Source organism: Sphingomonas sp. (assembly GCF_026460985.1).
GTDB lineage: Bacteria > Pseudomonadota > Alphaproteobacteria > Sphingomonadales > Sphingomonadaceae > Sphingomonas.
Window position 1 is genome coordinate 1 of record NZ_JAPKNM010000041.1, and the last position, 26,800, is coordinate 26,800.

General features: G+C 68.0%; 21 protein-coding genes and 1 pseudogene. 16 read left to right on the forward strand and 6 right to left on the reverse strand.

Features of this window, described 5'->3' with window-relative positions:
* Nucleotides 1–173 precede the first annotated feature (173 nt).
* From MT490_RS07030 to MT490_RS07045, 4 genes are read left to right on the forward strand one after another with little or no spacing between them, the layout of a single operon-like run.
* Complete coding sequence (locus MT490_RS07030) at nucleotides 174–1,424, forward strand: lipoprotein-releasing ABC transporter permease subunit (RefSeq protein WP_297385531.1); 1,251 nt, start codon at nucleotides 174–176, stop codon at nucleotides 1,422–1,424.
* Nucleotides 1,417–2,091 (forward strand): ABC transporter ATP-binding protein, encoded by a 675-nt coding sequence (locus MT490_RS07035; RefSeq protein ID WP_297385533.1) that lies wholly within the window; start codon nucleotides 1,417–1,419, stop codon nucleotides 2,089–2,091. Before MT490_RS07030 ends, MT490_RS07035 begins: the two co-directional genes overlap by 8 nt.
* Nucleotides 2,088–2,684, forward strand: coding sequence for a GNAT family N-acetyltransferase (locus MT490_RS07040; protein ID WP_297385535.1), 597 nt, complete (start codon nucleotides 2,088–2,090; stop codon nucleotides 2,682–2,684). Before MT490_RS07035 ends, MT490_RS07040 begins: the two co-directional genes overlap by 4 nt.
* Nucleotides 2,681–3,160: a glutathione peroxidase gene (locus MT490_RS07045; protein WP_297385536.1), complete on the forward strand. Its 480-nt coding sequence runs from the start codon at nucleotides 2,681–2,683 to the stop codon at nucleotides 3,158–3,160. Before MT490_RS07040 ends, MT490_RS07045 begins: the two co-directional genes overlap by 4 nt.
* 89 nt (nucleotides 3,161–3,249) lie before the next feature.
* On the opposite strand, the gene MT490_RS07050 is transcribed toward MT490_RS07045, so the two are convergent.
* On the reverse strand, nucleotides 3,250–3,675 hold the full coding sequence (locus tag MT490_RS07050; protein ID WP_297385538.1) for a hypothetical protein: 426 nt from the start codon (nucleotides 3,673–3,675) through the stop codon (nucleotides 3,250–3,252).
* A 233-nt stretch (nucleotides 3,676–3,908) separates the two neighbouring features.
* Here MT490_RS07050 and dnaE point away from each other — a divergent pair, with 233 nt between their 5' ends.
* Nucleotides 3,909–7,388 (forward strand): DNA polymerase III subunit alpha, encoded by a 3,480-nt coding sequence (gene dnaE, locus MT490_RS07055; protein ID WP_297385540.1) that lies wholly within the window; start codon nucleotides 3,909–3,911, stop codon nucleotides 7,386–7,388.
* Nucleotides 7,389–7,598: 210 nt separating this feature from the next.
* Nucleotides 7,599–9,182, forward strand: a complete 1,584-nt coding sequence (locus MT490_RS07060) for a long-chain fatty acid--CoA ligase (protein WP_297385541.1) — start codon at nucleotides 7,599–7,601, stop codon at nucleotides 9,180–9,182.
* Nucleotides 9,183–9,320: 138 nt separating this feature from the next.
* Here MT490_RS07060 and MT490_RS07065 read toward each other — a convergent pair whose 3' ends face one another.
* A complete protein-coding gene (locus MT490_RS07065) occupies nucleotides 9,321–11,945 on the reverse strand; it encodes a M1 family metallopeptidase (RefSeq protein WP_297385543.1) in 2,625 nt (874 codons plus the stop codon).
* Between the two features lie 123 nt (nucleotides 11,946–12,068).
* On the opposite strand from MT490_RS07065, the gene rutB reads away from it, so the two are divergent.
* The 6 genes from rutB (at nucleotide 12,069) to MT490_RS07095 (ending at nucleotide 18,553) form a co-directional block, all read left to right on the forward strand.
* The gene (rutB, locus tag MT490_RS07070) at nucleotides 12,069–12,803 is read left to right on the forward strand and encodes a pyrimidine utilization protein B (protein ID WP_297385544.1); all 735 of its coding nucleotides are present in this window, start codon (nucleotides 12,069–12,071) and stop codon (nucleotides 12,801–12,803) included.
* 3 nt (nucleotides 12,804–12,806) lie between these two features.
* Nucleotides 12,807–13,190: a pyrimidine utilization protein C gene (gene rutC, locus MT490_RS07075; RefSeq protein WP_297385546.1), complete on the forward strand. Its 384-nt coding sequence runs from the start codon at nucleotides 12,807–12,809 to the stop codon at nucleotides 13,188–13,190.
* The gene (rutD, locus tag MT490_RS07080) at nucleotides 13,187–13,960 is read left to right on the forward strand and encodes a pyrimidine utilization protein D (protein ID WP_297385547.1); all 774 of its coding nucleotides are present in this window, start codon (nucleotides 13,187–13,189) and stop codon (nucleotides 13,958–13,960) included. The genes rutC and rutD overlap by 4 nt, the downstream gene beginning before the upstream one ends.
* Nucleotides 13,961–13,962: 2 nt before the next feature.
* Nucleotides 13,963–15,024, forward strand: coding sequence for a pyrimidine utilization protein A (gene rutA, locus MT490_RS07085; protein ID WP_297385548.1), 1,062 nt, complete (start codon nucleotides 13,963–13,965; stop codon nucleotides 15,022–15,024).
* Nucleotides 15,025–15,282: 258 nt separating this feature from the next.
* Entirely contained in the window at nucleotides 15,283–17,235 is a 1,953-nt protein-coding gene (locus tag MT490_RS07090) for an AAA family ATPase (protein ID WP_297385550.1), read from the forward strand.
* A 73-nt stretch (nucleotides 17,236–17,308) separates the two neighbouring features.
* Nucleotides 17,309–18,553 (forward strand): SGNH/GDSL hydrolase family protein, encoded by a 1,245-nt coding sequence (locus MT490_RS07095; protein WP_297385552.1) that lies wholly within the window; start codon nucleotides 17,309–17,311, stop codon nucleotides 18,551–18,553.
* A gap of 182 nt (nucleotides 18,554–18,735) precedes the next feature.
* On the opposite strand, the gene MT490_RS07100 is transcribed toward MT490_RS07095, so the two are convergent.
* Complete coding sequence (locus MT490_RS07100) at nucleotides 18,736–19,806, reverse strand: PA0069 family radical SAM protein (RefSeq protein ID WP_297385553.1); 1,071 nt, start codon at nucleotides 19,804–19,806, stop codon at nucleotides 18,736–18,738.
* A gap of 53 nt (nucleotides 19,807–19,859) precedes the next feature.
* On the opposite strand from MT490_RS07100, the gene MT490_RS07105 reads away from it, so the two are divergent.
* Together MT490_RS07105 and MT490_RS07110 are read left to right on the forward strand one after the other, a co-directional pair.
* On the forward strand, nucleotides 19,860–20,201 hold the full coding sequence (locus tag MT490_RS07105) for a VOC family protein (RefSeq protein WP_297385555.1): 342 nt from the start codon (nucleotides 19,860–19,862) through the stop codon (nucleotides 20,199–20,201).
* 58 nt (nucleotides 20,202–20,259) lie between these two features.
* Nucleotides 20,260–20,796 (forward strand): YbjN domain-containing protein, encoded by a 537-nt coding sequence (locus tag MT490_RS07110; protein WP_297385557.1) that lies wholly within the window; start codon nucleotides 20,260–20,262, stop codon nucleotides 20,794–20,796.
* Between the two features lie 37 nt (nucleotides 20,797–20,833).
* On the opposite strand, the gene moaB is transcribed toward MT490_RS07110, so the two are convergent.
* The 3 genes from moaB to MT490_RS07125 are packed head-to-tail and all read right to left on the reverse strand — an operon-like array spanning nucleotide 20,834 to nucleotide 23,881.
* On the reverse strand, nucleotides 20,834–21,361 hold the full coding sequence (gene moaB / locus MT490_RS07115; RefSeq protein WP_297385559.1) for a molybdenum cofactor biosynthesis protein B: 528 nt from the start codon (nucleotides 21,359–21,361) through the stop codon (nucleotides 20,834–20,836).
* Nucleotides 21,351–23,159: a lytic transglycosylase domain-containing protein gene (locus tag MT490_RS07120; RefSeq protein WP_297385561.1), complete on the reverse strand. Its 1,809-nt coding sequence runs from the start codon at nucleotides 23,157–23,159 to the stop codon at nucleotides 21,351–21,353. The genes moaB and MT490_RS07120 overlap by 11 nt, the downstream gene beginning before the upstream one ends.
* Entirely contained in the window at nucleotides 23,156–23,881 is a 726-nt protein-coding gene (locus MT490_RS07125) for a uracil-DNA glycosylase family protein (RefSeq protein WP_297385563.1), read from the reverse strand. Before MT490_RS07125 ends, MT490_RS07120 begins: the two co-directional genes overlap by 4 nt.
* Nucleotides 23,882–24,011: 130 nt before the next feature.
* Here MT490_RS07125 and MT490_RS07130 point away from each other — a divergent pair, with 130 nt between their 5' ends.
* Together MT490_RS07130 and MT490_RS07135 are read left to right on the forward strand one after the other, a co-directional pair.
* Complete coding sequence (locus MT490_RS07130; RefSeq protein ID WP_297385565.1) at nucleotides 24,012–25,667, forward strand: electron transfer flavoprotein-ubiquinone oxidoreductase; 1,656 nt, start codon at nucleotides 24,012–24,014, stop codon at nucleotides 25,665–25,667.
* Between the two features lie 181 nt (nucleotides 25,668–25,848).
* A pseudogene (locus MT490_RS07135) lies at nucleotides 25,849–26,800 on the forward strand (hypothetical protein); the annotation flags it as partial.

Below are 26,800 nucleotides of genomic sequence, written 5' to 3' on the forward strand. Positions count from 1 at the left end.
CGCCGGGCTTAGTTTGTCACCGGGTTTACAAGGGCTAGTCGCAGATTGGTGGCACCCTGTGTTGAATCGGCAACATAGCGGACATACGGCACGCGGCGGAGGTCCATTGCCAGCTGCGCCCGGCATGGCCTAGAGCGGCGGACGAGCACTCACGTCAGGGCCCCACCGACCGCATGCTACTCTCGCGCTACGAGCGGATGATCGCCCGCCGCTATCTGTTGCCCGGCCGCAGCGAGGCGTTCATCGCCGTCGTCGCGGGGTTCAGCCTCGTCGCGGTGATGCTCGGCGTCGCCGCTCTCATCGTCGTGATGAGCGTGATGAACGGCTTTCGCGCCGAGCTGTTCGACAAGATCACGGGATTGAACGGCCATGCCGTGATCCAGGGCTATAACGGCCAGCTGCGCGACTGGCGCGAGATCGTCGCGCAGGCCAAGGCGACCCCCGGAATCACCAACGCGACGCCGCTGATCGAGCAGCCGCTGTTCGCGAGCCACAATGGTCGCGTCGAGTTTGCCCAGGTTCGCGGCATGCGCGTCGAGGACATTCGCAGCAATCCCGCGCTCAAGGGCAAGGAAGTGCTCGGCTCGCTCAACCGCCTGCGCCCGGGCGGCGAGCAGGTCGCGATCGGTTCGCGGCTCGCCGAGGCGCTCGGCGCGACGATCGGCAGCAAGATCACGATCATCAATCCCGCCGGCGCGGCCACGCCGATGGGCACGATGTACCGCTCGGTCAGCTATACGGTGGAGGCGATCTTCGAGGTCGGCGTCTACGATTTCGACAAGATCTTCGTGGTGATGCCGATCGAGGACGCGCAGACCCTGTTGCTCCTCGGCGACGCGGTGAGCATGGTCGAGATGGACACCAACGACCCCGACAACGTCCAGCAGATCGTCTCGCCGCTGATCGACAAGGTCGGCAAGAGCGGCCAGATCGTCGACTGGCGCCAGATGAACCGCGAGCTGTTCGAGGCGCTTCAGGTCGATCGGATCGTGTCCTTCACGGTGCTGTCGATCATCCTGGTCGTCGCCTCGTTCAACATCGTCTCGTCGCTGATCATGCTGGTCCGCTCCAAGACCCGCGACATCGCGGTGCTCCGGACGATGGGGGCGACGCGCGGGGGGCTGATGCGGATCTTCGTGACCGTCGGCACCACGATCGGCGCGCTCGGCGTCGCGGCGGGCGGCGTGCTCGGCTTCCTGTTCATCACCTTCCGCGCCCAGGTCGTCCAGTTCATCGGACTGGTGACGGGGCAGCAGGTCTGGGATCCCTCGATGCGCTTCCTTACCGAGCTGCCCGCCAAGACCGATCCGTTCGAGACGATCGGGATCTGCGTGATGGCGATGGTCTTCACCTTCCTCGCCACGCTCTACCCCGCATGGAAGGCGGCGAGCACCGATCCGGTCCAGGTGCTGCGTTATGAGTGAGCCGATCCTCCAGACACGTGGGCTGAAGCGCAGCTTCCGCCAGGGCGAGGCCGTGATCGACGTGCTGCGCAGCATCGATCTCGACGTGCGGCCGGGCGAGATCGTCGCGCTGCTGGGCCCCTCGGGCTCGGGCAAGTCCACCCTGCTGCAGGCCGTCGGGCTGCTCGAGGGCGGCTTCGAGGGCTCGATCCGCATCGCCGGCAAGGAAGCCGCGAAGCTGCCGGCCGGCGGCCGCACCGAGGTCCGCCGCAACAGCCTCGGCTTCGTCTACCAGTTCCACCATCTGCTGCCCGACTTCAGCGCGATCGAGAATGTGGTGCTGCCGCAGATGATCCACGGCGCCACCCGCGCAGAGGCGGACACGCGCGCCGAACAGCTGCTCGGTGCATTGGGGCTTTCGCAGCGGCTGACGCACCGCCCCAACCAGCTCTCGGGCGGCGAGCAGCAGCGCGTCGCCGTCGCCCGCGCGCTCGCCAACCGGCCGGCGCTGGTGCTCGCGGACGAGCCCACCGGCAACCTCGACGAGGCCACCGCCGACCGGGTGTTCGACGAGTTCGTCAAGCTGGTGCGCGGCGAAGGATCGGCGGCTTTGGTCGCGACTCACAACGAACGGCTCGCCGAGCGGATGGACCGCGTGGTGCGGCTGCACGAGGGGCGGCTGGAGTGAGTGTCTGGCGCGAGACGCCGACGCTCTCGGGCCGTCATGTCACGCTCCGCCCGATGGTCCGCGAGGATCGCGAGGGGCTGCTCGCTGCCTTTGAAGGCCTGCACGGGCTGTTCCACACCACGGTGCCCGATGCCGGCAGCTTCGATGCCTGGTACGATCGCGTGGCGTTCGATACCGCGGCCGGGCGCAACATGCCGTTCACGGTGCTCGATGCCGCCGGGAGCATCTCGGGCACCACGCGCTTCCTCCGGATGAGCGAGTCGCATCGCCGCGTCGAGATCGGCGGCACGCTCTATGCGCCGCGCGTCCAGCGCACCGGGCTCAATACCGAGGCGAAGTTCCTGCTGCTGCGCCACGCCTTCGAGGTGTTGAGCGTGAACTGCGTGCAGATCCGTACCGATTTCCTCAACCATGCCTCGCGCCGCGCGATCGAGCGGCTGGGGGCGCGGCTCGACGGCGTGCTGCGCGGCCATCTGATCCTCAGGGGCCACTTGCGCGACAGCGCGGTCTATTCGATCCTCGCGCACGAATGGCCGGGCGTGCGCCGCAATCTGGAGCTGTTGATGGCCCGCTATGATGGAGATGCCGCATGACCGCGCTCACCGAGATTCCCGTCCGCAAGGCCGACGGCAGCGAGACAGACCTGTCTGATCATGCCGGCGAGGTGCTGCTGATCGTCAACACCGCGTCCAAATGCGGCTTCACTCCGCAATATGCCGATCTCGAGAAGCTCCAGCGCGCGTACAAGGATCGCGGCTTCTCGGTGCTGGCCTTCCCGTGCAACCAGTTCGGCGCGCAGGAGCCGGGCGATGCGGCGGAGATCGCGAACTTCTGCTCGCTCACCTATGACGTGACCTTCCCGGTCTATGCCAAGATCGACGTCAACGGTCCCAATGCGGCGCCCCTGTTCGAGCATCTCAAGAAGGAAGCGCCGGGGCTGCTGGGCTCCAAGGCGATCAAGTGGAACTTCACCAAGTTCCTCGTCGATCGCGCGGGCGAAGTGGTCGATCGCTATGCGCCCACGACCTCGCCCAAGGATATCGCCGGCGATATCGAGAACCTGCTCTAGCGACGGAAAGCAGAGCGGCGAGCGAGGCCCCCCAGCCTCGCTCGCCGCTCGCCCACCCCCAAACTCTTCCCGCGGGAAGAGTTAGAAACTCAATGCACCCGCGGCCCGGGCAGGCAGATCACATATTGCCCGTTCTTCTCCATCGGCGGCTTCTCGCCCTCGTCCCCCGTGACGAGCTTGCCGAGCTTGGCGAGCATCGAGACCATCGAGGCGGTGCCGGCCAGCGGCCGCCCGCGCGGATCGCGGCGCGGGGCGGGGCGGGCGTTGCGCGGATCCCGGCGGCGCGGCGGCGGGGCGAGGCGGTGCATGCGCTGCGATACCGATGAGGCGTCGCCCGCGCGGCCGAACTCGCGCCACACCACGCGGAAGCCCTGCGGCACCTGCGCCCAGTCCTCGGCTTCCTCGCTGCGGATCAGGTCGCAGCCGCAGCGATGGCAGATGCTGAATTCCAGCCCCTGATTGTGGTGACGTTTGGCCGAGGGCACGTGGCTCATCACGGTGCAGAGGATAGTCATCGCGGCGCTTGCTCCTGCGGCTTCGGCGCTGTCCGGGAGGGGCGCCGATCTAGAGGTTGAACGTTGTTAACCATCCTTTCGAACAGGTTGCGCTGAGTCGCCATTCAGGTCGGTTCCCATAAGCGTCTCCCACCAAAGGTTTTGTACGGATGCGCCCGGTTACCTTTCGGAAAGCTGTGGAAAGCCTTTCGCCCGGAGTGGCAAAGCGGGCTGCGCGTCCCTAGGATGGGCCGATGGCGCATTCGGGATTCGTACCGCTCAGGGTCTTCTCCTCCTACACGATGCTCGAAGGCGCGATCGAGCCCAAGGCGATCGCCAAGCGTGCGCGCGAGCTCGGCTTTCCCGCGGTGGCGGTCAGTGACCGCAACGGGCTCTATGCCGCCATGTCCTTTTCGGATGCGTGCAAGAAGGCGGGCGTCCAGCCGATCGTCGGCACCTTGCTTGCGGTCAAGCGCCCCGAGCTGGCCGAAGGCGCGCCGGTCGCGATCGACTGGCTCGCCCTCTATGCGCAGGACGAGACCGGCTATCTCAATCTCTGCCACCTCGTCTCGGCCGCGCATCTCGACCGCCCGATCGAGGAGGACGCCCATGTCGACCTCGACGCGCTCGAGGGGCGCACCGATGGGCTGCTCTGCCTCACCGCCGGTGCCGAGGGCGCGCTCGCGCGGCTCTATGCCGAAGGGCAGGACAATGCCGCCCAGGCCTATGGCCGGCGGCTCGAGGCGCTGTTCCCCGATCGGCTCTATGTCGAGATCGTCCGGCGGCTGAACGAAGTCGAGGGGCGCGCAGAGGCCAAGCTGCTCGATTATGCCTATGCGCGCGACCTGCCCCTGGTCGCGACCAATCCGTGCTGCTTCGCCGAGGACAGCTTCCACGAGGCGCATGACGCGATGCTGTGCATCGCCAATTCGTCCTACATCGCCAGCGACGATCGCCCGCGCAGCTCGCCCGACGCGTGGATGAAGCCCGCGAACGAGATGAAGTCGCTGTTCGCCGACCTGCCCGAGGCGCTCGCCAACACGCTCGTCGTCGCCCAGCGCTGCGCCTTTGCCGCGCCCAAGCGCAAGCCGATCCTCCCCAGCCTTGCGGGCGACCGCGAGGGCGAGGCCGCGATGCTGCGCGAACAGGCCCACGAAGGGCTGGAGATGCGGCTCGCCAAGGCGGGGATCACTTCGCCCGAGGAGCGCCAGGCCTATGTCGAGCGGCTCGAATTCGAGCTCGACGTCATCATCCAGATGGGGTTCCCCGGCTATTTCCTGATCGTCGCGGACTTCATCAAATGGGCCAAGGCCCATGACATCCCGGTGGGCCCGGGCCGCGGCTCGGGCGCGGGCTCGGTGGTCGCCTGGGTGCTCACCATCACCGATCTCGATCCGCTCAAGCTCGGCCTGCTGTTCGAGCGCTTCCTCAATCCCGAGCGCGTGTCGATGCCCGACTTCGACATCGACTTCTGCGAAACCCGCCGCGGCGAGGTGATCCGCTACGTCCAGCAGAAATACGGCGTCGATCACGTCGCGCAGATCATCACCTTCGGTACGATGAAGGCGCGCGCGGTGGTCAAGAACGTCGGCCGCGTGCTCCAGATGAGCTATGGCCAGATCGATCGCCTTGCCAAGCAGATCCCGAACCACCCGACCGATCCCTGGACGCTCGAGCGCACGCTGAACGGCGTCGGCGAGTTCCTTGCCGAATATAACGCGCACAAAGACATCAAGTATCTCGTCGACCTCTCGATGCGGCTCGAGGGCCTGCCGAGCCACTCGTCGACCCACGCCGCCGGCGTGGTGATCGGGGATCGCCCGCTTGCCGAGTTGGTTCCGCTCTACCGCGATCCGCGCTCGGACATGCCGGTCACGCAGTTCGATATGAAATATGTCGAGGGCGCTGGCCTCGTGAAGTTCGACTTTCTCGGCCTCAAGACGCTGTCGGTGCTCAAGAAGGCGGTCGAGCTGCTCGGCGACCGCGGTATCGAGGTCGATCTCGACACGCTCGCCTGGGACGATCCCGAGGTCTACGACCTGCTCCAGCGCGGCGACACGGTCGGCGTGTTCCAGCTCGAATCCGAAGGCATGCGCCGTACGCTCACCGCGGTGCGGCCGACCAATTTCGGCGACATCATCGCGCTCGTCTCGCTCTACCGCCCGGGCCCGATGGACAACATCCCGAGCTTCGGCCACCGCAAGGGCGGGCGCGAGGAGATCGTCTATCCGCACGCGCTGCTCGAGCCGATCCTGAACGAGACCTACGGGATCTTCGTCTATCAGGAGCAGGTGATGCAGGCCGCGCAGGTGCTTGCGGGCTATACGCTCGGCGGCGCCGACATGCTCCGCCGCGCGATGGGCAAGAAGATCAAGGCCGAGATGGACGCGCAGCGCGCGATCTTCGTCGAGGGCTGCGAGAAGGTGAACGGCATCAAGGCCGCCAAGGCCAACGAGCTGTTCGATTTGATCGACAAGTTCGCCGGCTACGGCTTCAACAAGTCGCACGCCGCCGCCTATGCGCTGCTCGCCTATCAGACCGCCTGGCTCAAGACGCACCACCCGCACGAATTCTTCGCCGCCTCGATGGCGTACGATATCCACCAGACCGACAAGCTCGCGATCTTCGCCGACGACATGCGCCGGCTCGACATCACCTGCCTCCCGCCCGAGATCAACGCCAGCCTCGCCGACTTCCATGTCGAGAAGCATGAGGACGGCCTGGCGGTCCGCTACGCCCTCGGCGCATTGAAGGGCGTGGGCGAGCGCGCGATGGAGCTGCTCGTCGAGGAGCGCGACGCCAAGGGTACGTTCAAGTCGCTCGACGATTTCGCCAAGCGCGTCGACCCGCGGCTGCTCAACAAGCGCCAGCTCGAGACGCTCGCCGCCGCGGGTGCGTTCGACGCGATCGAGCCCAACCGCGCCGGGGTACACGCCGCGGCCGAGACGATCCTCGCCGTCGCCCAGCGCACGCATGAGAGCCGCACCAGCGGGCAGGGCGGCCTGTTCGGCGAATCCGAGCCCAGCGGCGGCGCGATCAACCTGCCCAGGAGCGCAATCTGGTCGCTCGCCGACAAGATCGCGGCCGAAAAGGACGCCTTCGGCTATTATTTCTCGGCGCACCCGCTCGATCGCTATCAGCATCTCGTCCGCACGCAGGGCGCGCGCGAGATCGCCTCGTTGGGCGAGATCGCCATCCCCGAGGGCGGCCGCGTCGGCGCGACGATCGCCGCGCTGATCGAGGATGCGCGCTGGCGCACTTCGGCGCGCGGCAACCGCTATCTGATGGCGAGCATCTCGGACCAGAGCGGACAGGCGCTCACCACCTGCTTCGACGAACTCGCCGGCAAGGACTTGGAAGACGTCGCGCGGGCAGGGGGCTGCGCGGTGCTCACCGTCGAGCTCGACAAGCGTCCGGGCGAAGATACGCCGCGTGTCTCGGTCAAGCGTGTCCAGCCGTTCGAGAGCATCGCCAATGTCGCGCGCCTGCTCGTCGATCTGGTGGTCGATGACGCCAACGCGCTACCCCGGCTCGCCGAGATGATCGGCGAGGCGCGCGGGGGGCGATGCACCGTCCGGCTCTGGGCGCCGCTGAGCGCCCAGGGACAGGCCGAGCTCGTCCTCGGCCGCAACTTCCGCATCGACGAAGAGATGGTCGCGCGCATCGCCGGCCTGCCCGGCATCCGCTCGGCCGAGTTCGCCAGTACCCAGGCGATGCTGGCGGCGGCGGCCTAGCCAATAAAGCCCCTCCCCTTCAGGGGAGGGGTTGGGGGTGGGGCCTGCCAGTCTCACCGAGCCTAGCGCTTGCGGCACTGCCCCACCCCAACCCCTCCCCTGAAGGGGAGGGGCTATGCAGGTAACGAATCGTTGCCCCCGCGTCGCCCCTCGACTCACCCGCCCTTCCGGGCATACCCTCTCCTCAAAAAACAAGAACTGGAGAGAGCGATGCTGGGTGGAATGCAGGATTTCGAGCTGCGCGTGATGCGCCTGCTCGATCACGCCGCGCGCGAGCATGGGCCGCGCGAGATCGTCACGCGCTGGGCCGACGGCTCGGAGACGCGCACCGACTGGGCCGGGATCGCGCGTGATTCCCGCCGCCTCGCCCAGGCGCTCGAGCGGCTCGGCGTGAAGCCGGGCGATCGCGTCGCGACGCTCGGCATGAACCATAGCCGCCACCTCGTCGCCTGGTACGGCACGATCGGCATGGGCGGGGTGATCCACACGATCAACCCGCGGCTGTTCGAGGACCAGCTCGCCTTCATCGCCAACCATGCCGAGGACCAGGTGCTGTTCTACGACCGGGCCTTCGCGCCGGTCGTCGAGAAGCTCAAGCCGCAATGGGGCACGATCCGCCGCTATGTCTGCTTCGATGACGGAGAATTCGAAGCGCTGATTGTGCCCGAGTCCGGCGACTATGCCTGGGTCGAGGGCGAGGAGCGCGCGCCGTGCATGCTCTGCTACACCAGCGGCACCACGGGCAATCCCAAGGGCGTGCTCTACACCCACCGCTCGACCGTGATCCACGCGATCACCGAGCTCCAGCCCGCCGAGTTCGACCTCTCCACCCAGTCGGTGGCGATGCCGATCGTGCCGATGTTCCACGCGGTCGGCTGGGGGCTGCCCTTTGCGGGCGCTGCGGTGGGGGCGAAGTTCGTCTTCTCGGCGGTCAACGAGCCCCAGATATTGTGCGAACTGATGAACCGCGAGAAGGTGACGCACAGCGCCGGCGTGCCGACCGTCTGGTTCGGCATGTTCCAGTATATGGACGCGACCGGCGCGGCGCCCGAGCATTTGAAGATCGTCACCATCGGCGGCTCGGCCGCGCCCCGCGCGATGATCGAACGCCTCATGAAGATGGGCGTGCGCGTCAACCATGCCTGGGGAATGACCGAGACCTCGCCGATCGGCACGATGGGCGCGCCCTCGGCCGACTGGGACGAATTGAGCTTCGAGGAGCAGGTCGATCAGGTCTCGAAGCAGGGCAAGGTGCCCTTCGGCGTCGAGCTCCGCGTGGTCGACGACGAAGGCGCGGTCCAGCCGCGCGACGGCAAGAGCTCGGGAAGGCTGCAGGTTCGCGGCCCCTGGGTGATCAGGCAATATTTCGGCGAGGAGCAACCCGCCGTCGATCCCGACAATTGGTTCGACACCGGCGACGTCGCGGTGCTGCACGCGGATGGCACGATGCAGATCACCGATCGCGCCAAGGACGTGATCAAGTCCGGCGGCGAATGGATCAGCTCGGTCGAGCTCGAGAATTGCGCGGTCGGCTGCGCGGGCGTGGCCGAGGCCGCTGCGATCGGCGTGTTCCATCCCAAATGGGACGAGCGCCCGATCCTGCTCGTGGTGCGCAAGCCCGGCAGCGAGGTTACGCCGGAGGCGATCCAGGCGCATCTGGAGCGGCACGTCGCCAAATGGTGGCTGCCCGACGAGATCCACTTCGTCGAGAGCCTGCCGCACACCGCCACCGGCAAGCTGCTCAAGACCGCGATCCGCGCCCAGTACAAGGACTTCAAGCTGGCGGCGGCCTGAATTCCCTCTCCCCTTGTGGGAGAGGGAGGGAGCCGATGAAATCGGCGGAAGGGTGAGGGGGAGTGAGACTCAGTCCCCCTCATCCTTCCCACTGCTTCGCAGCGGGCCCCTTCCTTCTCCCACAAGGGGAGAAGGAGTTCACTTCCCCACCACCGCCGCGCTCACTTCGCCCGCCTTGGCGTCCTTGAACCGCGCGCAATTGCGGATCGACTCTACCGCGCGATCGAGCCCCAGCGTGCTGTCGTTCACCAGCTGCGGCCGCAGCTTGGCGTTCACCCTGTCGGCCGCCTCGTTGGTGCACAGCCCGTTGAACATCCGCGCCGCCTGCGACGAGAAGATGCCGCCGCCGCCGCTCGCCTTGGAGAAGGTGTCGAAGTTGGTGAGCATGAAGTCCGAGGCGATGTCGCGCGTCCGCGACGAGCCGAGGAAGCTCGCGGTCGCGTAGAGCCGGCCGATCTGCGGCAGGCGAGGGTCCTTGAAGTCGCCCAGGAACCAGCGCGCGACCTCGGGATTGCCCGAGGCGCCGATCGCCTGGAACGCGATCTGGCGCAGCATCGGATCCTGCCCGGCAAGCCCCTTCTCGGCGACCGTCTTCGCCAGCGGCACGCCCTTGTCCTCGATGTCGAGCGACAAAGCGAGCTGCGCGAATTGCGGATCGAGCGCCTTGGCGTCGCCGGCGAGATAGGCGTCCGCCGCCGCGGTCAGCTTGGCGCGCAGCGTCGCATCGCCGCCGGCACCCGCGACGAGCTGGACCATGTCGCTGCGCAGCTTCTTGCGGTCCGGCGTGTCGGATGCATGCGCGCCCACCGCCGGATCGAAGCCGAGCTGCACCAGCTTGGGGCCGTAGATGTCGACGATCAGCTTGCGAAAGGCGGGCGTGGCGGCATCGCTGATCAAACCGCGGCGCAGCAGGCCGCGCAGCCGCGTGCCGTTGTCGAGCGCGGCGTTGGAGGCGGGATGCGCCGCCATCGAGCGTGCGAGCGCGGCGAGCTGCGGGAACCTGGCCTTGCCCGCATAGAAGGACGCCCAAAGGCTGTCGGTGACCGCGAGCGCCTCGCCCTCGGGCAGCGTCGGTGCGGCGGCGATCAGCGCCGACCATTCCGCCGGGTCCATGTCGAAGCGGTAATAGCCCCAGCCGCCGGCATTGGGGACGACCACGCCGTCGCCCCTGGCCTCGATCGCGCCGCTGGGCTTGTCGAGCAGGGTGCAGCTGCGCACCGCCGCGCGGCGGACGCAGACGGGGATGATCCACTGCGTCGCGGGCAGGTTGCTGCCGAAATAGGCGTAGCGCGACTGGCTGGCGGTCAGCCCGCCGCCCTCGCGCTTGAGCGTCACCAGCGGCACGCCCTGCTGGTCGACGAAGCTGCGCAGCGATGCGAGCACGCGCGGATCGTGCGCGGCATCGGCGAGCGAATCGAAGAACTGGTCGGTGGTCGCGTTGCCGTGATGGTAACGCTGCATGTGCAGCCGCACGCCGTCGCGGAACTTCTCCTCGCCCAGATAGGCGGCGATCATCGCGACGACCTGGCCGCCCTTGCCATAGGTGATCTGGTCGAACGCGGCGTCGATGTTTGCGTCGCTGGTGATCTTCTCGTGGATCGGCCGGCCGGCGCCCAGCGCGTCGATCTGCATCGCATCGAACGCCTCGTCGATCGCCGAGACGCCGATGTTGAGGTCGGGCCGCCATTCGTTGCCGATGCGATAGCCCATCCAGTTGGCGAAGCTCTCGTTGAGCCAGATGTCGTCCCACCAGGCGGGCGTCACCACGTCGCCGAACCATTGGTGCGCCAGCTCGTGCGCGACGACCATGCCGAAGGTCTGCTTGTCCTCGGTCGGCGCGCTCTCGTCCATGAACAGAATGCCGTCGCCATAGATGTCGGCGCCGGCATTCTCCATCGCGCCGGGCATCACCGGCGAGCCGATCTGGTCGAGCTTGGGATAGGGGAAGGGCTGGTTGAAATAGTTCTCGAGCAAGGCGACGATCTTCTTCGATCCGTCGAGCGCATATTGCATCTGCCCGGCATAGGGCTTGGTCGCGACGATGCGCAGCGGAAGCGGCTTCGCGCGCTGCGGCGTCGCGGGAACGGTGCCTTCGAGCAGCGCGAACGGCCCGGTGACGAAGGCGACCAGATAGGTCGGCAGCGGCTCGGTCGCGGCGAAGCGATGCTTGACCAGCTTGCCTGCGGTGAGCGGCTTGCCCTGTTCGGGCGCGTTGCTGACCGCGACCAGCCCGGGCCGGGTGGTGACGCTCACCGTGAAGGGCGTCTTGTAGCCGGGCTCGTCGAACGAGGGGAAAGCCGCGCGCGCGTCGATCGACTGGAATTGCGACCAGCTGTACCAGTCGTCGCCCACCTTGATCCGGTAGAGCCCCGAAGGTCCGTCACCGAACGCCGCGTCGTAATCGAACTTGAGCGTCATCTTGCCCGCGGGAACGGTGCGGCCGAAATCGAGCTGTGCGAGGCCCGAGGGCGTCTTCTGGGTGAAGGTGACCGGCGTCTCGCGCTTGCCGATCCGCACTACCGCCTTGCTGACCTTGAGGTCGCGTCCGTGCATGAAGATCGAGGCGGCCGGTTGCTTCAGCTGCACGTCGATCTCGGCATGGCCGGCGAAGCGCTCCTGCTCGGGCACGATCGTCATGTCGAGCCGATAGGCGATCGGTTTGACCGTATCGGGCAGCTTGCCGGTGGGGAGCGGCGGGGCGGACTGGGCTAGGGCGGAAGCGGGGAGAACGAAGGCGCAGAGTGCGAGCAGGAAGGAGCGCATCGGGAATCCTTGAAGCGATGCCGCTGCTTATGCGCTCCACTGCCATAGGGCAATAGTACACCCGGGCACTTGCCTGCCCGCCAAGCTTGGTCCACCTTCGCAGCCGCAAAAAAGAGGCGCGCGATGGATCAGGCGAGTGGCGTGACGGTGGGGGCGGCGGCGGCGAGCATGGCCGCGGTGACGCTGCCCGCACGACCCGAGCCGATCCGCGTAGTGCCGTCCGAGACCGCGGTCGTCGTGATCGACATGCAGAACGCCTATGCCTCGCCCGGCGGCTATGTCGACCAGGCCGGGTTCGACATCTCGGGCGCGGCCGGGACGATCGGGCGGATCGCGAAGGTGCTCGAGGTCGCGCGCGGCGCGGGCGTGCAGGTCGTGTACCTGCAGAATGGCTGGGATCCCGATTATGTCGAGGCGGGCGGGCCGGGCTCGCCCAACTGGTACAAGTCCAATGCGCTGAAGACGATGCGCAAGCGTCCCGAACTCGCCGGCAAGCTGCTCGCGCGCGGCGGCTGGGACTATGACCTCGTCGAGGGGCTCAAGCCGCAGGACGGCGACATCGTGATCGGCAAGACGCGCTATTCGGCCTTCTTCAACTCGCAGCTGGACAGCGTGCTGCGCTCGCGTGGCATCCGGACGATCGTCTTCGTCGGCATCGCCACCAATGTCTGCGTCGAGAGCACGCTCCGCGACGGCTTCCATCTCGAATATTTCGGCGTGATGCTCGAGGACGCGACGCACCATCTCGGCCCGCCGATGATGCAGGAAGCGACCGTCTACAATGTCGAGAAGTTCTTCGGCTGGGTGAGCAGCACCGCCGATTTCTGCGGCAGCTTCGGCCAGATCCCCAAGGAGTAGCGAATGCCCTTTGAACCGATCAACCCGCCGCAATTCCCCACGCCGATCGCGCCTTATTCGGCGGGCGCCAGGGCGGGTAACACCGTCTATGTCTCGGGCGTTCTGGCGCTGGGCGAGGGTGGGGTGGTGCTCCACCTGGGCGACGCCGCGGCGCAGACCCGCCACGTGCTCGAAGTCATCAGGACCACGCTGGAAGCCGGCGGCGCCAGCCTCGCGGACGTGGCTATGAACCACATCTTCCTCAGGGACTTCGCCGACTACGCCGCCTTCAACCAGGTCTATGCCGAGTATTTCCCCGGCGCCAAGCCCGCGCGCTACTGCATCAAGGCCGAGCTGGTGAAGCCCGACTGCCTCGTCGAGATCGCTAGCGTGGCGCATATCGGTTGATCGACGGGCTCTACTGGGAGGCGCATGGCAGCGGCCCGCCGCTGATCCTCTCGGCAGGTCTGGGAGGCTCCGGCAATTACTGGCTGCCCAACCTGCCCGCGCTCGCCGAGCGCCACCGCGTCATCCTCTACGACCATCGCGGTACCGGGCGTAGCGATCGGGCGCTGCCGGAGCGCGTTACCGTCGAGCAGATGGGCGAGGATATCCTCGCTCTGATCGCGGGGCTGGGGCTCGAAGGCGCCACGATCGTCGGCCATGCCGCTGGTGCGGTGGCTGGCCTGGTGGCTGCGCTCGCCGCGCCCGGACGGATCGCGCGCCTGATCCTGGTCAATGGCTGGCCGGCGCCCGATCCGCATTTCCTGCGCTGCTTCGACGCGCGCCTGGCGCTGCTCCGCAACAGCGGCCCGCGTGCCTATCTGCGCGCCCAGCCGCTCTTCCTCTATCCCGCCAACTGGATCTCCGAGCATGCCGCGCGGCTCGCCGCCGAGGACGAGGTCCATCTCGCCCATTTCGCGGGAGCCGAGACCTATGAGAAGCGCATCGCCGCGCTGGCCGCCTTCGATGTCGACGCCCGTCTCGGCGAAATAACCGCGCCCACACTTGCGCTCGCCGCAGCCGATGACATGCTGGTCCCATCCAACTGCTCGAAGCGTCTGGCGGAGGGCATTGCGGGAGCGAGGCTGGCGACGATGCAATATGGCGGCCACGCCTGCAACGTGACCGATCCCGACACCTTCAACCGCCTCGTGCTCGATTTTCTGGGGGAATAGCCATGCAAGTCGGTGTCTTCGTGCCCATCAACAACAATGGCTGGCTGATCAGCGAGAACGCGCCGCAATACATGCCGAGCTTCGATCTCAACAAGGAGATCGCGCTCCGGGCCGAGAAGCACGGACTCGATTTCCTCCTGTCGATGATCAAGCTGCGCGGCTTCGGCGGCAAGACCGAGTTCTGGGAATACGGCCTCGAAAGCTTCACGCTGATGGCCGGGCTCGCCGCGGTCACCGAGCGGATCAAGATCTACGCGACCTGCCCGACCCTGGTGATCCCGCCCGCCTTCGCCGCGCGGATGTGCAACACGATCGATTCGATCAGCCATGGCCGTTTCGGCCTCAACCTGATCACCGGCTGGCAGCGCCCCGAATACAGCCAGATGGGCCTGTGGCCCGGCGACGAGCATTTCCGCAATCGTTACAAGATACTCGACGAATATGCGCAGATCCTGCGCGAACTCTGGGAGACCGGCCGCAGCGACTTCAAGGGCGAGTATTACCAGATGGACGACTGCCTGGTCCGCCCGCAGCCGGACGGCGACATGAAGATCATCTGCGCGGGCTCGTCGGACGAAGGGCTCGCCTTCTCGGCCAAATGGGCGGACTATGCCTTCTGCCTCGGCAAAGGCGTCAACACGCCCAAGGCCTTCGCCTTCAACAACGAGCGCCTCGCCGCTGCCACCGAGAAGACCGGCCGCGACGTATCGGTCTTCGTCCTCGTCATGATCATCGCCGCGGAGACCGACGCGGAGGCGATGGCCAAGTGGAAGTCGTACAATGACGGCGTCGATATCGATGCGATCGCCTGGCTCAAGGACCAGGGCGCGGCCGACAAGCACAACGCCACCACCAATGTCCGCCAACTCGCCGCCCCCGAAGGTGCGGTGAACATCAACATGGGCACTTTGGTCGGATCGTACGAAAGCGTCGCGCGCATGCTCGACGAGATGGCCGAGGTGCCCAATACCGGCGGCGTGCTGCTCACCTTCGACGACTTCCTCGAGGGCGTCGAGAATTTCGGCACCCGCATCCAGCCGCTGATGAAGAGCCGCCAGGGCTGAACCTTGCGCGGCCGGAACGATTAGGCTAGGGGCGCGCATCCCGCGGCTGCGCGCCGGGGTTTTTGGAGAAGACCATTGCTGGACTGCAACTTCCTGTCGGGGATCGTCCCGGGAAGCGTCCGCTCTCTCCCGTAAACGCCTGACCCAGGCGTCGCGGGGAGGCAGATGCTCCCCGCGCAAAATCCCAGAAACTGAACGAAACGCCCCGAGCGAAGCCGCGCGTCCGCGCGCCGTCTCGCCGGGCCGGGATGGGTTATGATGCACGAACATGAAATCGTCCGGGGCATGCTGCACCGGATCTGCCGGGACGTTCCCGGCACCTCGCCGCTGGGCAAGGCGGTGCTCGGCTGGGCGCGCCCGCACGCGCGCTGGCTGCTGGGCGAGCGCGACGACAAGGCGCGGCTCGGCTGGTGCGATCTGCGCACCAGGCTCGTGCCCGATACGGCGCTGGGCGATCCCGCGCGCCCGATCGAAGTCGCGTCGCGGCTGGCCGAGGCGCTGCGCTTCGACGCGGCCGACACCTGCGTGCTCGTCGCGGCGGTCGCGATCGAGCGTTGCCCGCGCGCCCGCGCGCTGGGGCTGGTGCTCGCCGAGCAGGAGTACGACCTGTCGCACATGCTCGCCGAGCTGGCGGGGTTGGAGCCGCACGCGTTGCGCCGGTCGCAGCCGCTGCGGCTGGGCCTCGTGCGCCTCTATACGCGGCGTGGCGGCGGGGTGGAGCTCGAGATCGGCTGGACGGTCGATCGGCTGATCGAGCGCCCGGCGGCCGATGCCGAGGGGCTGCTCGAGATCGCGGTCGGTCCGCGCCAGCAGGCGCGGCTCGACCCCGGCGACTTCATCGGGCGCGAGGCCGATATCGGCTTTCTCGTCCGGCTCCTCGCCGGCGCGGTCCGCGAACGTGCGGCCGGGGTCAACATCCTGATCCATGGCCCGCCTGGCACCGGGAAGACTGAGCTCGCGCGCACACTCGCGGCGGCGGCGCGCGTCCCGCTCTACAGCGTCGGCGAAGCCGATGAGGATGGCGAGGAGCCCAGCCGCTGGGACCGCGTCAACGCGCTCAGCCTCGCGCACCGCATGCTCGCCGAGCGCGGCGCCGCGGCCCTGCTGTTTGATGAGATGGAGGACCTGATCGGCGACGCCCGCCCGGCAGAAGGCGACTGGATGCGCGGCCGCCAGGGATCGAAGCTCTGGGTCAACCGGCTGGTCGAGACCAATCCGGTCCCCGTGCTCTGGACGACCAATGCGATCGGCAACCTCGATCCCGCGATCGTCCGGCGGATGAGCTACGTCCTGCATCTCGGGGTCCCCTCGCATGCGGCGGGACTCGGCATGCTCGATCGCATCGGCCGCGAGGAGGGCGTCGCCTTTCCCGAGGCGGTGCGCGCGCTCGTCGGCGCCGCGCCCGAGGCGGCGTCGGTGCTGCGCGTCGCGGCGCGCGCCGGCCAGCTCGCCGGCGAGCCCGAGGATATCGGGCGCGCCGCGGAGTCGCTCGTCCTCGCGTTGCGGCGAGGAGCGCCGGTGCCGGTGACCGACGGCGAGGTCGACCTGTCGCTGTTCGAAGCGGACCGCGACATCGCCGCCTTGTTCGCGCGCATCGCCGCGCTGGGCGCGCCGGCGGACATCTCGCTGCTGCTCACCGGGCCGCCGGGCACGGGCAAGACCGGGCTCGCGCACCATCTCGCGCGTGCGCTCGATCGGCCCCTGCTCGTCAAGCGCGCGTCGGACCTGCTCTCGAAATGGGTAGGCGAGACCGAGCAGCAGATCGCCGACGCGTTCCGCGAGGCCGAGCGGCGTGGCGCGGTGCTGCTGTTCGACGAAGTGGATTCGCTCCTCTTCGATCGCGGCACCGCGACGCAGCATTGGCAGGTGGGGCAGGTGAACGAGCTGCTCAGCTGGCTCGATCGCCATCCTTTACCGTTCGTCGCGGCGACCAATCATGTCGAGCGGCTCGACCCGGCGGCGCTCCGCCGCTTCGTGTTCAAGCTCGAGCTCGGCCCGCTCGGGCCGGCGCGGGCGGCGACGGCATGGGAGCGGTTCTTCGGCGGCCCGGCGCCCACCGGGCTGGCCGAGATCGCCAACCTGACGCCAGGCGATTTCGCGGTCGTGCGGCGCCAGCTCCGCTTCACCGGCGGCGACCAAGGCTTCATCCTCGCGCGGCTCCGCGCCGAGGTCGAGGCCAAGCCCGGGGCGACGGGGCGGCTGGGGTTCTGAACCCCGGCCGCTCCGGCCATTGCCACGCCCGACGCCGTGCTTATGGTAGCGGTATCAAAGGTGGAGGATGCGGATGGGGAAGGTACGCGGGCTGATCGGCCTGCTGATGGCGCTGTGCCTCGGCGGCACTGCGGTTGCGCAGGACAAGCCGCATTGGGTGGCGAGCTGGGCGACCTCGCAGATGGTCCCCACCGGCGAGAATGTCGCCCCGGCCGCAGACCTGACCGACGCGACGCTGCGCCAGATCGTCCGCGTCTCGATCGGCGGCAAGCGGCTGCGCGTGCGGCTGTCCAACGCCTACGGTACCGCGCCTTTGGTGGTCGACGCGGCGAGCATCGCGCTGTCCGCGGACAATGCGACGTCGCGCGTGACGCCTGCGACGCTCCGGCCGCTCACCTTCGGGGGCGGCGCCGGCGTGACGATCCCCGCCGGCGCCGACTATCTCTCCGACCCGGTCGACCTGCCCGTCGCGGCCGGCGCCGATCTCGCGATCACGCTCCATCTGCCCAGTCCGCCCGAGCGGCAGACCGGGCATCCCGGCGCACGGGCGCACAGCCATTTCGCGCACGGGCAGCAGGTAATGGCGGAGACGCTCGCGGGCGTGAAGACGTCCACGCGCTGGTATGTGATCGGCGGCGTCGAGGTCGATGCGCCGGGGGCAGGGGCGCTTGTGATCCTCGGCGATTCGATCACCGACGGCTATGGCGTCCAGCCCAACACCAACGCCCGCTGGCCCGATCGATTGATGGTCCGGATGCGCGCCGATCCGGCGACGCGCGACCTGGCGGTGCTCAACGCGGGCATCGGCGGCAACCGCTTGCGGCTCGACGGCCTGGGTCCCAACGCGCTCGCCCGCTTCGAGCGCGAGGTGCTCTCGCCCCCAGGCGTCACCCACCTGCTGGTGCTCGAAGGAGTCAACGATCTCGGCACGCTCACGCGCGACGCGCCTGCCACGTCCGAGCAGCATGCGGCCTTGGTCCGCGAGATGATCGAGGCGCTCCGGCAGGTCGTCGCGCGGGCGCGGTCGCACGGGATCAAGGTGATCGGCGGCACGATCATGCCCTTCGGCACCTCGGCCTATTACCACCCCGGCGCCGCCAATGAGGCCGATCGCGCCGCGGTCAACGCCTGGATCCGCGCGCCGGGCAATTTCGACGCCGTGATCGACTTCGACGCCGCGATGCGCGATCCGGGCAATCCGACGCGGTTGCGGCCCGATCTGGATTCGGGCGACGGGCTGCATCCGTCGATCGCGGGATACCAGGCGATGGCGGATGCGGTGCCGCTGGAGGTGTTCGCGAACAAGGCGAGGCGCTAGCTCTTTGGCGTCACCCCCGCGAAAGCGGGGGCCCATCTCGTGCGCTCTCCCAAATCACAGCGGTTGTATTCGCTGCGCGTTGTGGAGATGGGCAGGTAAGATTGCCCCCGGCAATCTTAGTCATGCGCGGGGCGCATGGCGACCTGCCCATCCCCCGCTTTCGCGGGGGTGATGGTGGTGGGTTAAAACAACTCCCCCTGCGGCCCGGCGGGCGGCCGGAACAGATCCGTCCGCAGCCGCAGCCGTTCCCCATCCAGTCCGTAGCGCTTCGCCGCGATGTGGAAGCGTTTGCGCAGCAAGTCCGCCCACGGCCCTTGCCCGCGCATCCGCGCGTGGAAATCGGGGTCGTTGTCGCGCCCGCCGCGGATCGACTGGATCGTCGCCATCACCTTGCCCGCGCGATCGGGGAAATGCGTCTCGAGCCACGCGCGGAACAGGGGCGCCACTTCGTTCGGGAGCCGCACCGGCAGGAAGAAGGCGCCGCGTGCACCCGCCTCCGCCGCACGCTCCAGGATATGCTCCATCTCGTGATCGGTGATCGCGGGGATCACCGGCGCCATCGATACGAACACGGGGATCCCCGCCTCGGTGAGCGTGCGGATCGCCGCTATCCGCTTCGCCGGCGAAGGCGCGCGCGGCTCGACCGTCATCGCGATCCGCGGGTCGAGCGACGTGACTGAGAGCATCACCGCCGCCAGCCCCTTGGCCGCCATCGGCGCGAGCAGGTCGATGTCGCGTGTCACGCGGTCGGACTTGGTGGTTATCGTGATCGGATGGTTGCATTCGGCCAGCACTTCGATGCAGCCGCGGGTGATCCGCCACTTGCTCTCGATCGGCTGGTAGGGATCGGTGTTGGTCCCGAACGCGATCGGCCTGCACACATAGCCGCGTTTCGCCAGCTCGGCGCGAAGCAGCACGGCCGCATCGGGCTTGGCGAACAATTTCGTCTCGAAGTCGAGCCCCGGCGAGAGGTCGTGATAGGCGTGGCTCGGTCGGGCGAAGCAATAGATGCAACCATGCTCGCAGCCGCGATAGGGGTTCACCGATCGATCGAAGGCGATGTCGGGCGAGCTGTTGCGCGTCAGGATCGTCTTCGGCTTCTCGACCGTCACCGTTGTGCGCAGCGGCGGCGCCTCGCCGTCGATCGCCTCGCGTTCGTCGCGCCAGTCGCCGTCCAGCTCGCGTTCGGGCAGGTTGAAGCGGATACTGTCGCGATTGAGCGTGGCGCCGCGGATGGCCCGAGTCTTTGCCATTGCCAGAATGTACTCCGGCGCCTAGAACATAGCAAGAACATGTGGAGAAAATGATGGCACGGATCAGCTATGTCGAACTGCCGGTGAAGCGCGTCGGGGAGGCGCGCGATTTCTATGCGAAGGCGTTCGGCTGGGCGTTCACCGATTTCGGTCCCGATTATTCGGCGACGACCGGCGGCGACGTCGATCTCGGATTGAACGGCAGCGAGGACCACGCGATCGCGCAGCTGCTGCCGATCGTCGAGGTCCAGGATCTAGAGGCGGCGCTGGACAGCGTCGTCGCGGCGGGCGGCGAAGTGACCGTGCCGATCTTCGCCTTCCCGGGCGGGCGGCGCTTCCACTTCCGCGATCCCGCGGGCAACGAACTGGGCGCGTTCGTCAACGAGCCCGAATAGGTGGATTGCGCGGGCGGGGGCGGCTGCTAGTTTGAACCCTCAACCCTGGGGGAAACCAATGCGCCTGCTTCCGTTCGCCGCCGCCGGCATCGCCGCGCTCTGCCTGGCCGCGCCTGCGTCCGCCGAGGATACCAAGCCCTGCGGTCCCGGCCTGATCTGCGCGAGCAATCCGCAGACCGTGATGGCGGCGATGGAGAAGGCGGAATACAAGCCCAAGCTCAGCAAGGACGGCGAGGGCGATCCGCTGATCGAGAGCGACGAGTCCGCCTATCATTTCGACGTCTATTTCTACGGCTGCAAGGCCAACAAGAATTGCGACTCGCTGCGCTTCGAAGCGCTGTTCGAGAAGGCGCCCGAGAACACGCCCGAATTCGTGAACAAGTGGAATTCGAAGAAGCGCTTCCTCCAGGCCTATGTCCGCGAGGACGGGCAGCTGGGCGTGGCCTATGACGTGGCGACGATCGGCGGGCTCAACGCGGCGAACTTCACCGACGTGCTCGACTGGTGGAACTCGCAGCTGAACGAACTGGCGAGCTTCTTCAAGGAAGAGCTGAACCTGCCCGACGAGAAGCCGGTTGAGAAGCCGGCGACCTGAGGCGGACGCCAGCCAACGGTGGAAGTAAGATGGGCGCCTATCGCTCCATCAGCCGCGGCATCAGCTCGACGAAGTTGCAGGGCTTGTGGCGGATGTCGAGCTGGCTGGCGAGGATGCCGTCCCAAGCGTCGGTCACTGCGCCGGTCGAGCCGGGCAAAGCGAAGATATAGGTGCCGCGCGCCACGCCCGCGGTCGCGCGCGACTGGATCGTCGAGGTGCCGATGCTCTGGTAGCTCAGCCAGCGGAACAACTCGCCGAAGCCGGGTATCTCCTTGTCCCAGACGCGCGCGAGCGCCTCCGGGGTGATGTCGCGCCCGGTCACCCCGGTGCCGCCAGTAGTGAGGATCACGTCGATCAGCGGGTCGTCGATCCAGGCGTGCAGCCGGCTGACGATCGTCTCGACATCGTCGCGCACGATCGCGCGATCGGCGAGTTCGTGCCCGGCGCCGGTCAGCCGCTCGACCAGCCGGTCGCCCGAGCGGTCGTCCTGCAGCGTGCGCGTGTCGGAAACCGTCAGCACCGCGATCCGGACGGGCCGGAACGCGACGCTCGCGTCAATTGCCACCGGCGACCTGCGTCCCTGCGGGCAGTTGCGGCGCGATCCGCGCGCTGACCTTCACGGCCTTGGCGCCGGGCAGGCCGGGGAATTTGGGCCACAGCCCCTGGGTCAGCGCCTGGCGGCTCGCCGAGGGGCGGCCCTCCTGGTTCTCGTACATCCAATAGTTGCGCAGCACGGTCATCACATAGCCGCGCGTCTCCCAATAAGGGATGCTCTCGATGTAGAGCAGGGGGTCGCCATTGTCCTTGCTCATGCTGTTCCACAAGGCGACTGGCGTGGGGCCGGCATTGTAGGCGGCGATCACCTTGGGCAGCAGCCCGCCCGTGAAAGGCTGGTCGCGCAATTGCTCGAGATAGGACTGGCCGATCTCCATGTTGACCGAAGGCTTGGTCAGGTCGCTCGCGGCATAGGTGACGCCGCGGCGGCGGCCCACGTCGATCGCGGCGCCGGTCTTGACCTGCATCAGCCCCATCGCGCCCGCGGCGCTGCGGATCTCGGCGTTGAAGCGCGATTCCTGGAGCGTGTGCGCGAACACCAGCGCCTTGTCGACGCGCCAGCCGCCCGCGGGGGTCCAGTTGGGCGAGGGATAGCGCGCCTGGATCAGCGGCTGCGCACCGGCGGGGCCGTTGTGCGAGAGCCAGAGCTGGGTCGCGGCTAGGTTGAGCCGGCCGGCGAGGCGCGTGAGCGCGGCATGATCGCCCGGGGTGCAGAACCTGGCCTGGTGGCGCAGCACTTCGTTGGCGAGCCCGTCCTCGCCGATCTCGGTCAGCGCCGCGGCGATGCGGACATTGGGGCGCCGCTCGAGCGCGCGCCAGTCCTCGGCGACGAAGCGCTCGCCGCCCGTCGGCTTGTCCTGGATGCCGAGCGCGGCCTTGGCGAGCAGCCCGTAATAGGTCTCGCCGAACTGTGCCGCGGCCTTGAGCCGGACGCTGACCTTCTCCGGCCGCGCGCAAGCCATGTCGGCGCGCGAGGCCCAGTAAAAGCCGGCCGAGCGGAGCTCGGTGTCGGTGGCGCGCATCGCGACGCGCTCGAACGCGATGGCGGACGCGTTGCAGTCGCCCTGCCGCCACGTCGCGAGCCCCGCGACCCAATCGGCCTGGCCGACCCAGGTTCCGACCCCCGATTGCGCCTTCTCGGCCATGCGCCGCGCATTGGTGTCGTCGCCGGCGACATAATAGATCCACGCGACCTTCTGCTGCCATTCGGTCAGCGCCTCGGGCGTGAGGTCGGCGGCGAACTGCTCGACCACGGCTTCGGCCTGGACGCCGTCGTCCGCCTTGACGAAGGGCTGGATCGCGAGCGCGACTTCGGTTGCCGCAGTGTCGCTCTTGATCGAGCGCGCGCGCCGGCGGACGGGGGCGCCGTCGAACCAGATCAGCCGCTGGGCGGCAGGCAGGGCGGGCGTGTCGAGCGCACCACGCGCCTTCGCCATGCGCACGAGCTGCTCGGCCTGCGGCAGATCGGGCGCCTCGGCGAGCAGCGACAGGATCGCGGAGAGCTCGACCTTGGGCGAATCCTTGGCAGTATAGAGTTCGGCGCGGGCCAGCGCATGGAGCGGCCCCGGCTTCATCGCATCGAGCGCGAGCTGCGCATCGGCCCATTGCCCCGCGCGGATCGCGGCGAAGACGCGACGGTATCCGCTGCGCTGCTCGGCATCGAGCTGGTCGGGCACGCCGTCGCCCTCCCGCGCCGCGGCAGGGGCGGCGGGCCGCGTCTCGGCGGTCAGGTCGTCGGCCAGATCGCTGGCATGAGCGGTCGCAGGCAGCGCGAGCAGCGCGGCGGCGATGATGGTACGCTTGATCACTCGGCTATCCCCCGGCTCAACAGCAGCAGATGCTTCCAGGCTTCGCTCTTGGCGGCCGGCCGCTCCAGCAGGAAGCGGGGATGGTAGCTCGCTACTGTCACCGTATTTGCCCCGAAATGGTTAACGAGGCGTATAGGATTTGTTAGGGAATTTCCCATGGTCTCGGCCAGCACCCGGCTTGCCGATTGCCCCAGCAGGAGCAGCTTGGCGGGCTTGAGCAGCGTCAGATGGTGCCGGGCCAGCTCGAGCAGCCGGGGCTCGTCGTCAGGCGCGATCCGACCCGTCACTGGGCGCGCCGTGGCGAGCGGCATAAGATAGACCGATTCGCGGCTCTGCCCCACTGCGGCGAGCATGCGATCGAGCAGGCGCCCCGCCGGCCCCGACATCAGCCTGTCGGAATCCTCGATTTCGGGAACGTCGGTGACGATCACCCATTCCGCATCGGCCGGGCCGGTGGGCGCGAGCCGCGAAGTCATCCATCCGGCCTCGGGCGCGGCATCGCCCATCCGCCATTCCAGGAACGCCTCGAGCGTATCGGGCAGGGCCTCGGCCACCGGTGCCGCTACGGCAGCCTCGGCCGTTACAACCGGGGCAGGGGGTGGCGTCCGCGCCAGCCAGTCGCGCGCCTCGTCCTCGACGAACATGTCGACGCCCGCGTCGCGCCACCATTCGAGCGCGCTCGCTGCCGCCTTTTGCCAGTCCTGAACCGGTTCCCCTCCCATACCCTATCTTTGAATCCTAGTTGACGTCGCGGTCAATCTGCTTCCAATCCCGAGCGGACAGGACGTTGCGGACGCGCGACGACAAGCGCGACGCTACGTCCCACGGAAAGACTCGGCAGGGAATAAGAGGATGAGTGAACGAGAGTCGATGCCCTATGATGTCGTGATCGTCGGCGCGGGCCCTTCGGGCCTCGCTGCGGCGATCCGGCTCAAGCAGCTGGCGAACGAGAGCGGGCAGGAGCTTTCGGTGTGCATCCTCGAGAAGGGCTCCGAGGTCGGCGCGCACATATTGTCGGGCGCGGTGGTCGATCCGCGTGCGCTCGACGAACTGCTGCCCAATTGGCGCGACGAGGGCTGCCCGCTCGCGCGCACGCCGGTGACCGAGAACCACCACTGGATCCTGAGCGAGAAGGGCAAGTCGGCCTTCCCCGAGTTCATCACGCCGCCTTTCCTCCACAACAAGGGCACCTATACCGGTTCGCTCGGCAATCTCTGCCGCTGGCTCGCGGGCAGGGCCGAGGAGCTCGGCGTCGAGATCTTTCCCGGCTTCGCTGCCGCCGAGATCCTCTACAATGACGACGGCAGCGTGAAGGGCGTCGCCACCGGCGACATGGGCGTCGCGCGCGACGGGCATCACAAGCCCGATTACCAGCCCGGGCTCGAGCTCCACGCCAAGTACACTTTCTTCGCCGAGGGAGTGCGCGGGCATCTCTCCAAGCAGCTCCAGCGCCAGTTCGACCTGTGCCGCGACGCCGATCCGCAGGTCTACGGCATCGGCATCAAGGAGCTGTGGGACATCGACCCCGCCAAGCACGTCCCCGGCAAGGTGATCCACACCCAGGGCTGGCCGCTCAGGGAAGGCGAGTCCAACGGCGGCGGCTTCCTCTATCACCAGGCCGACGGCCAGGTGGCCTTGGGCTTCGTCGTCTGGCTCAACTACAGGAACCCCTGGCTCTCGCCCTTCCACGAGATGCAGCGCTGGAAGACCCATCCGGCGATCGCGGAGATCCTCCAGGGCGGCAAGCGCGTCTCCTATGGCGCGCGCGCGATCAGCGACGGCGGCTGGCAGTCAGTCCCGAAGCTCGTGATGCCCGGCGCCGCGCTGATCGGCGACACCGCGGGCTTCCTCAACGTGCCGCGCATCAAGGGAACCCACACCGCGATGAAGTCCGGCATGATGGCCGCCGAGGCCGCCTTCGCCGCCGTCCAGGCCGGGCGCAGCGCGGACGAGCTCGCCGCTTACCCCGAGGCTTACCGGACCAGCTGGGTCGAAAAGGAATTGCGCGGGGTCCGGAACGTCGTTCCGCTCGTCAAGAAGTTCGGCGACACCTGGGGTACGATCTTCTCGGGCGCGGCGATGTGGATGGAGCTGATCGGGCTGCGCTGGCCCTTCACGATGAAGCACCACGCCGATCACGAGGGCCTGTGGCATGCCAGCGAGGCGCGGAAGATCGAATATCCCAAGCCCGACGGTGTGCTCACCTTCGACCGGCTTTCCTCGGTGTTCCTCTCGAACACCAATCACGAGGAGGACCAGCCGGTCCACCTGACGCTCAAGGATCCGGACATCCCCTTGAATTACAATCTTCCCATATACGCCGAGCCTGCGCAGCGTTACTGTCCGGCGGGTGTGTACGAGGTCGTAGGGGAAGGTGATGATCTGCGGTTCCAGATCAACGCGCAGAATTGCGTGCACTGCAAGACCTGCGACATCAAGGATCCCACGCAGAACATCAACTGGGTGGTCCCCGAAGGCGGCGGCGGGCCCAATTATCCGAACATGTAGCCTGGCGCTGGGGGCGTTCCTCGCCGGAGCGCCGCTCGCCCAGGCTGCGCCCGATCTCGCCGCGCCCGATCCCACGGCCTATGTCCGCGCCCGCGCCGCAGATGCCGATGGCGCCGCGCGGGCGGCAGCGGCAGGCTATGCGCAGGCGCTCCTGGCGGTTCCGGAGGACGAGGTCGTCGCGATGCGCGCCTGGCGCCAGGCGCTCGCCGCCGGCGACTATGTCCTCGCCAGCCGCGCCGGTGCAGTGCTGGTCAAGGCGGGGGTGGCGCCGCCCGACACCGCGCTGCTCGCCTTCGCGATCGCGCTCAAGAGCGGCGACGCGGCCGGCGCCGGCCGCGCGGTCGACCTGCTCGCCAAGGGGCCCTTCGATTTCCTCGCGCCCGCGCTCAAGGCCTGGCTCGCCTTCGATCGCGGCGAGGATGCGATCGCGGTGCTAGATGCCGCCCCGGGTGACGCGCTCGCGCGGCGCTACACGCGGCGCCACCGCATGCTGCTGCTCATCGCGTCGAAGCGCACCCGCGAGGCGATGGCCGCGCTCGCCTCGACGCTCTCCATCGACGAGAGCGAGGACGCCCGGATCGACGCCGCCGCCTTGCTCGGCGAGACCGGCGCGCGGGCGCAGGCGCGACTGCTGCTCGCGGGGGACCGGCCCGAGTTCGAGCGTCTCCGGAAACAGCTGGGCAAGCGCGACAAGCCTGATGCCGCGTTCGGTGCCTCGCGCATGTTCCTCGAACTCGCCGTCGAGATTGCCGACGAGGACATGGCCGAGCTGTCGGTCGTGCTCACCCGTGCCGCCTTGCTGCTCGATCCGCGCGACGATCGCGCGCGGCTCTTCCTCGCCGAGGCGCTGTCGCGCGGCGGGTCGCACGATCTAGCGCTGGGCGTGCTGGGCGAGGTCGGCAGGAACAGCCCCTTCGTGCGCGGCGCCGCGGCCGGGCGCGTCGCCGTCCTGCGCAGGGCGGGCCGCACGTCGGAGGCGCTCGCGCTGGCGGAAAAGCTCGCCAGCGAGTCGCAGGCGACCAGCACCGACAGCGAGACCTGGGGCGACATCCTCGTCGACCAGGGCCGTTTCGATCTCGCCGCGCGAGCCTATGGCGCCGCGATCGCGCGCAAGGGAGGCGAGGACAACTGGC

Bases quoted from the DNA above. Each gene is read 5' to 3' on its own strand.
- MT490_RS07030 (WP_297385531.1), top strand. From the start codon at position 174: ATGCTACTCTCGCGCTACGAGCGGATGATCGCCCGCCGCTATCTGTTG.
- MT490_RS07035 (WP_297385533.1), top strand. From the start codon at position 1,417: ATGAGTGAGCCGATCCTCCAGACACGTGGGCTGAAGCGCAGCTTCCGC.
- MT490_RS07045 (WP_297385536.1), top strand. From the start codon at position 2,681: ATGACCGCGCTCACCGAGATTCCCGTCCGCAAGGCCGACGGCAGCGAG.
- MT490_RS07050 (WP_297385538.1), bottom strand. From the start codon at position 3,675: ATGACTATCCTCTGCACCGTGATGAGCCACGTGCCCTCGGCCAAACGT.
- dnaE (WP_297385540.1), top strand. From the start codon at position 3,909: ATGGCGCATTCGGGATTCGTACCGCTCAGGGTCTTCTCCTCCTACACG.
- MT490_RS07060 (WP_297385541.1), top strand. From the start codon at position 7,599: ATGCTGGGTGGAATGCAGGATTTCGAGCTGCGCGTGATGCGCCTGCTC.
- MT490_RS07065 (WP_297385543.1), bottom strand. From the start codon at position 11,945: ATGCGCTCCTTCCTGCTCGCACTCTGCGCCTTCGTTCTCCCCGCTTCC.
- rutB (WP_297385544.1), top strand. From the start codon at position 12,069: ATGGATCAGGCGAGTGGCGTGACGGTGGGGGCGGCGGCGGCGAGCATG.
- rutC (WP_297385546.1), top strand. From the start codon at position 12,807: ATGCCCTTTGAACCGATCAACCCGCCGCAATTCCCCACGCCGATCGCG.
- rutA (WP_297385548.1), top strand. From the start codon at position 13,963: ATGCAAGTCGGTGTCTTCGTGCCCATCAACAACAATGGCTGGCTGATC.
- MT490_RS07090 (WP_297385550.1), top strand. From the start codon at position 15,283: ATGCACGAACATGAAATCGTCCGGGGCATGCTGCACCGGATCTGCCGG.
- MT490_RS07095 (WP_297385552.1), top strand. From the start codon at position 17,309: ATGGGGAAGGTACGCGGGCTGATCGGCCTGCTGATGGCGCTGTGCCTC.
- MT490_RS07100 (WP_297385553.1), bottom strand. From the start codon at position 19,806: ATGGCAAAGACTCGGGCCATCCGCGGCGCCACGCTCAATCGCGACAGT.
- MT490_RS07105 (WP_297385555.1), top strand. From the start codon at position 19,860: ATGGCACGGATCAGCTATGTCGAACTGCCGGTGAAGCGCGTCGGGGAG.
- MT490_RS07110 (WP_297385557.1), top strand. From the start codon at position 20,260: ATGCGCCTGCTTCCGTTCGCCGCCGCCGGCATCGCCGCGCTCTGCCTG.
- MT490_RS07125 (WP_297385563.1), bottom strand. From the start codon at position 23,881: ATGGGAGGGGAACCGGTTCAGGACTGGCAAAAGGCGGCAGCGAGCGCG.
- MT490_RS07130 (WP_297385565.1), top strand. From the start codon at position 24,012: ATGAGTGAACGAGAGTCGATGCCCTATGATGTCGTGATCGTCGGCGCG.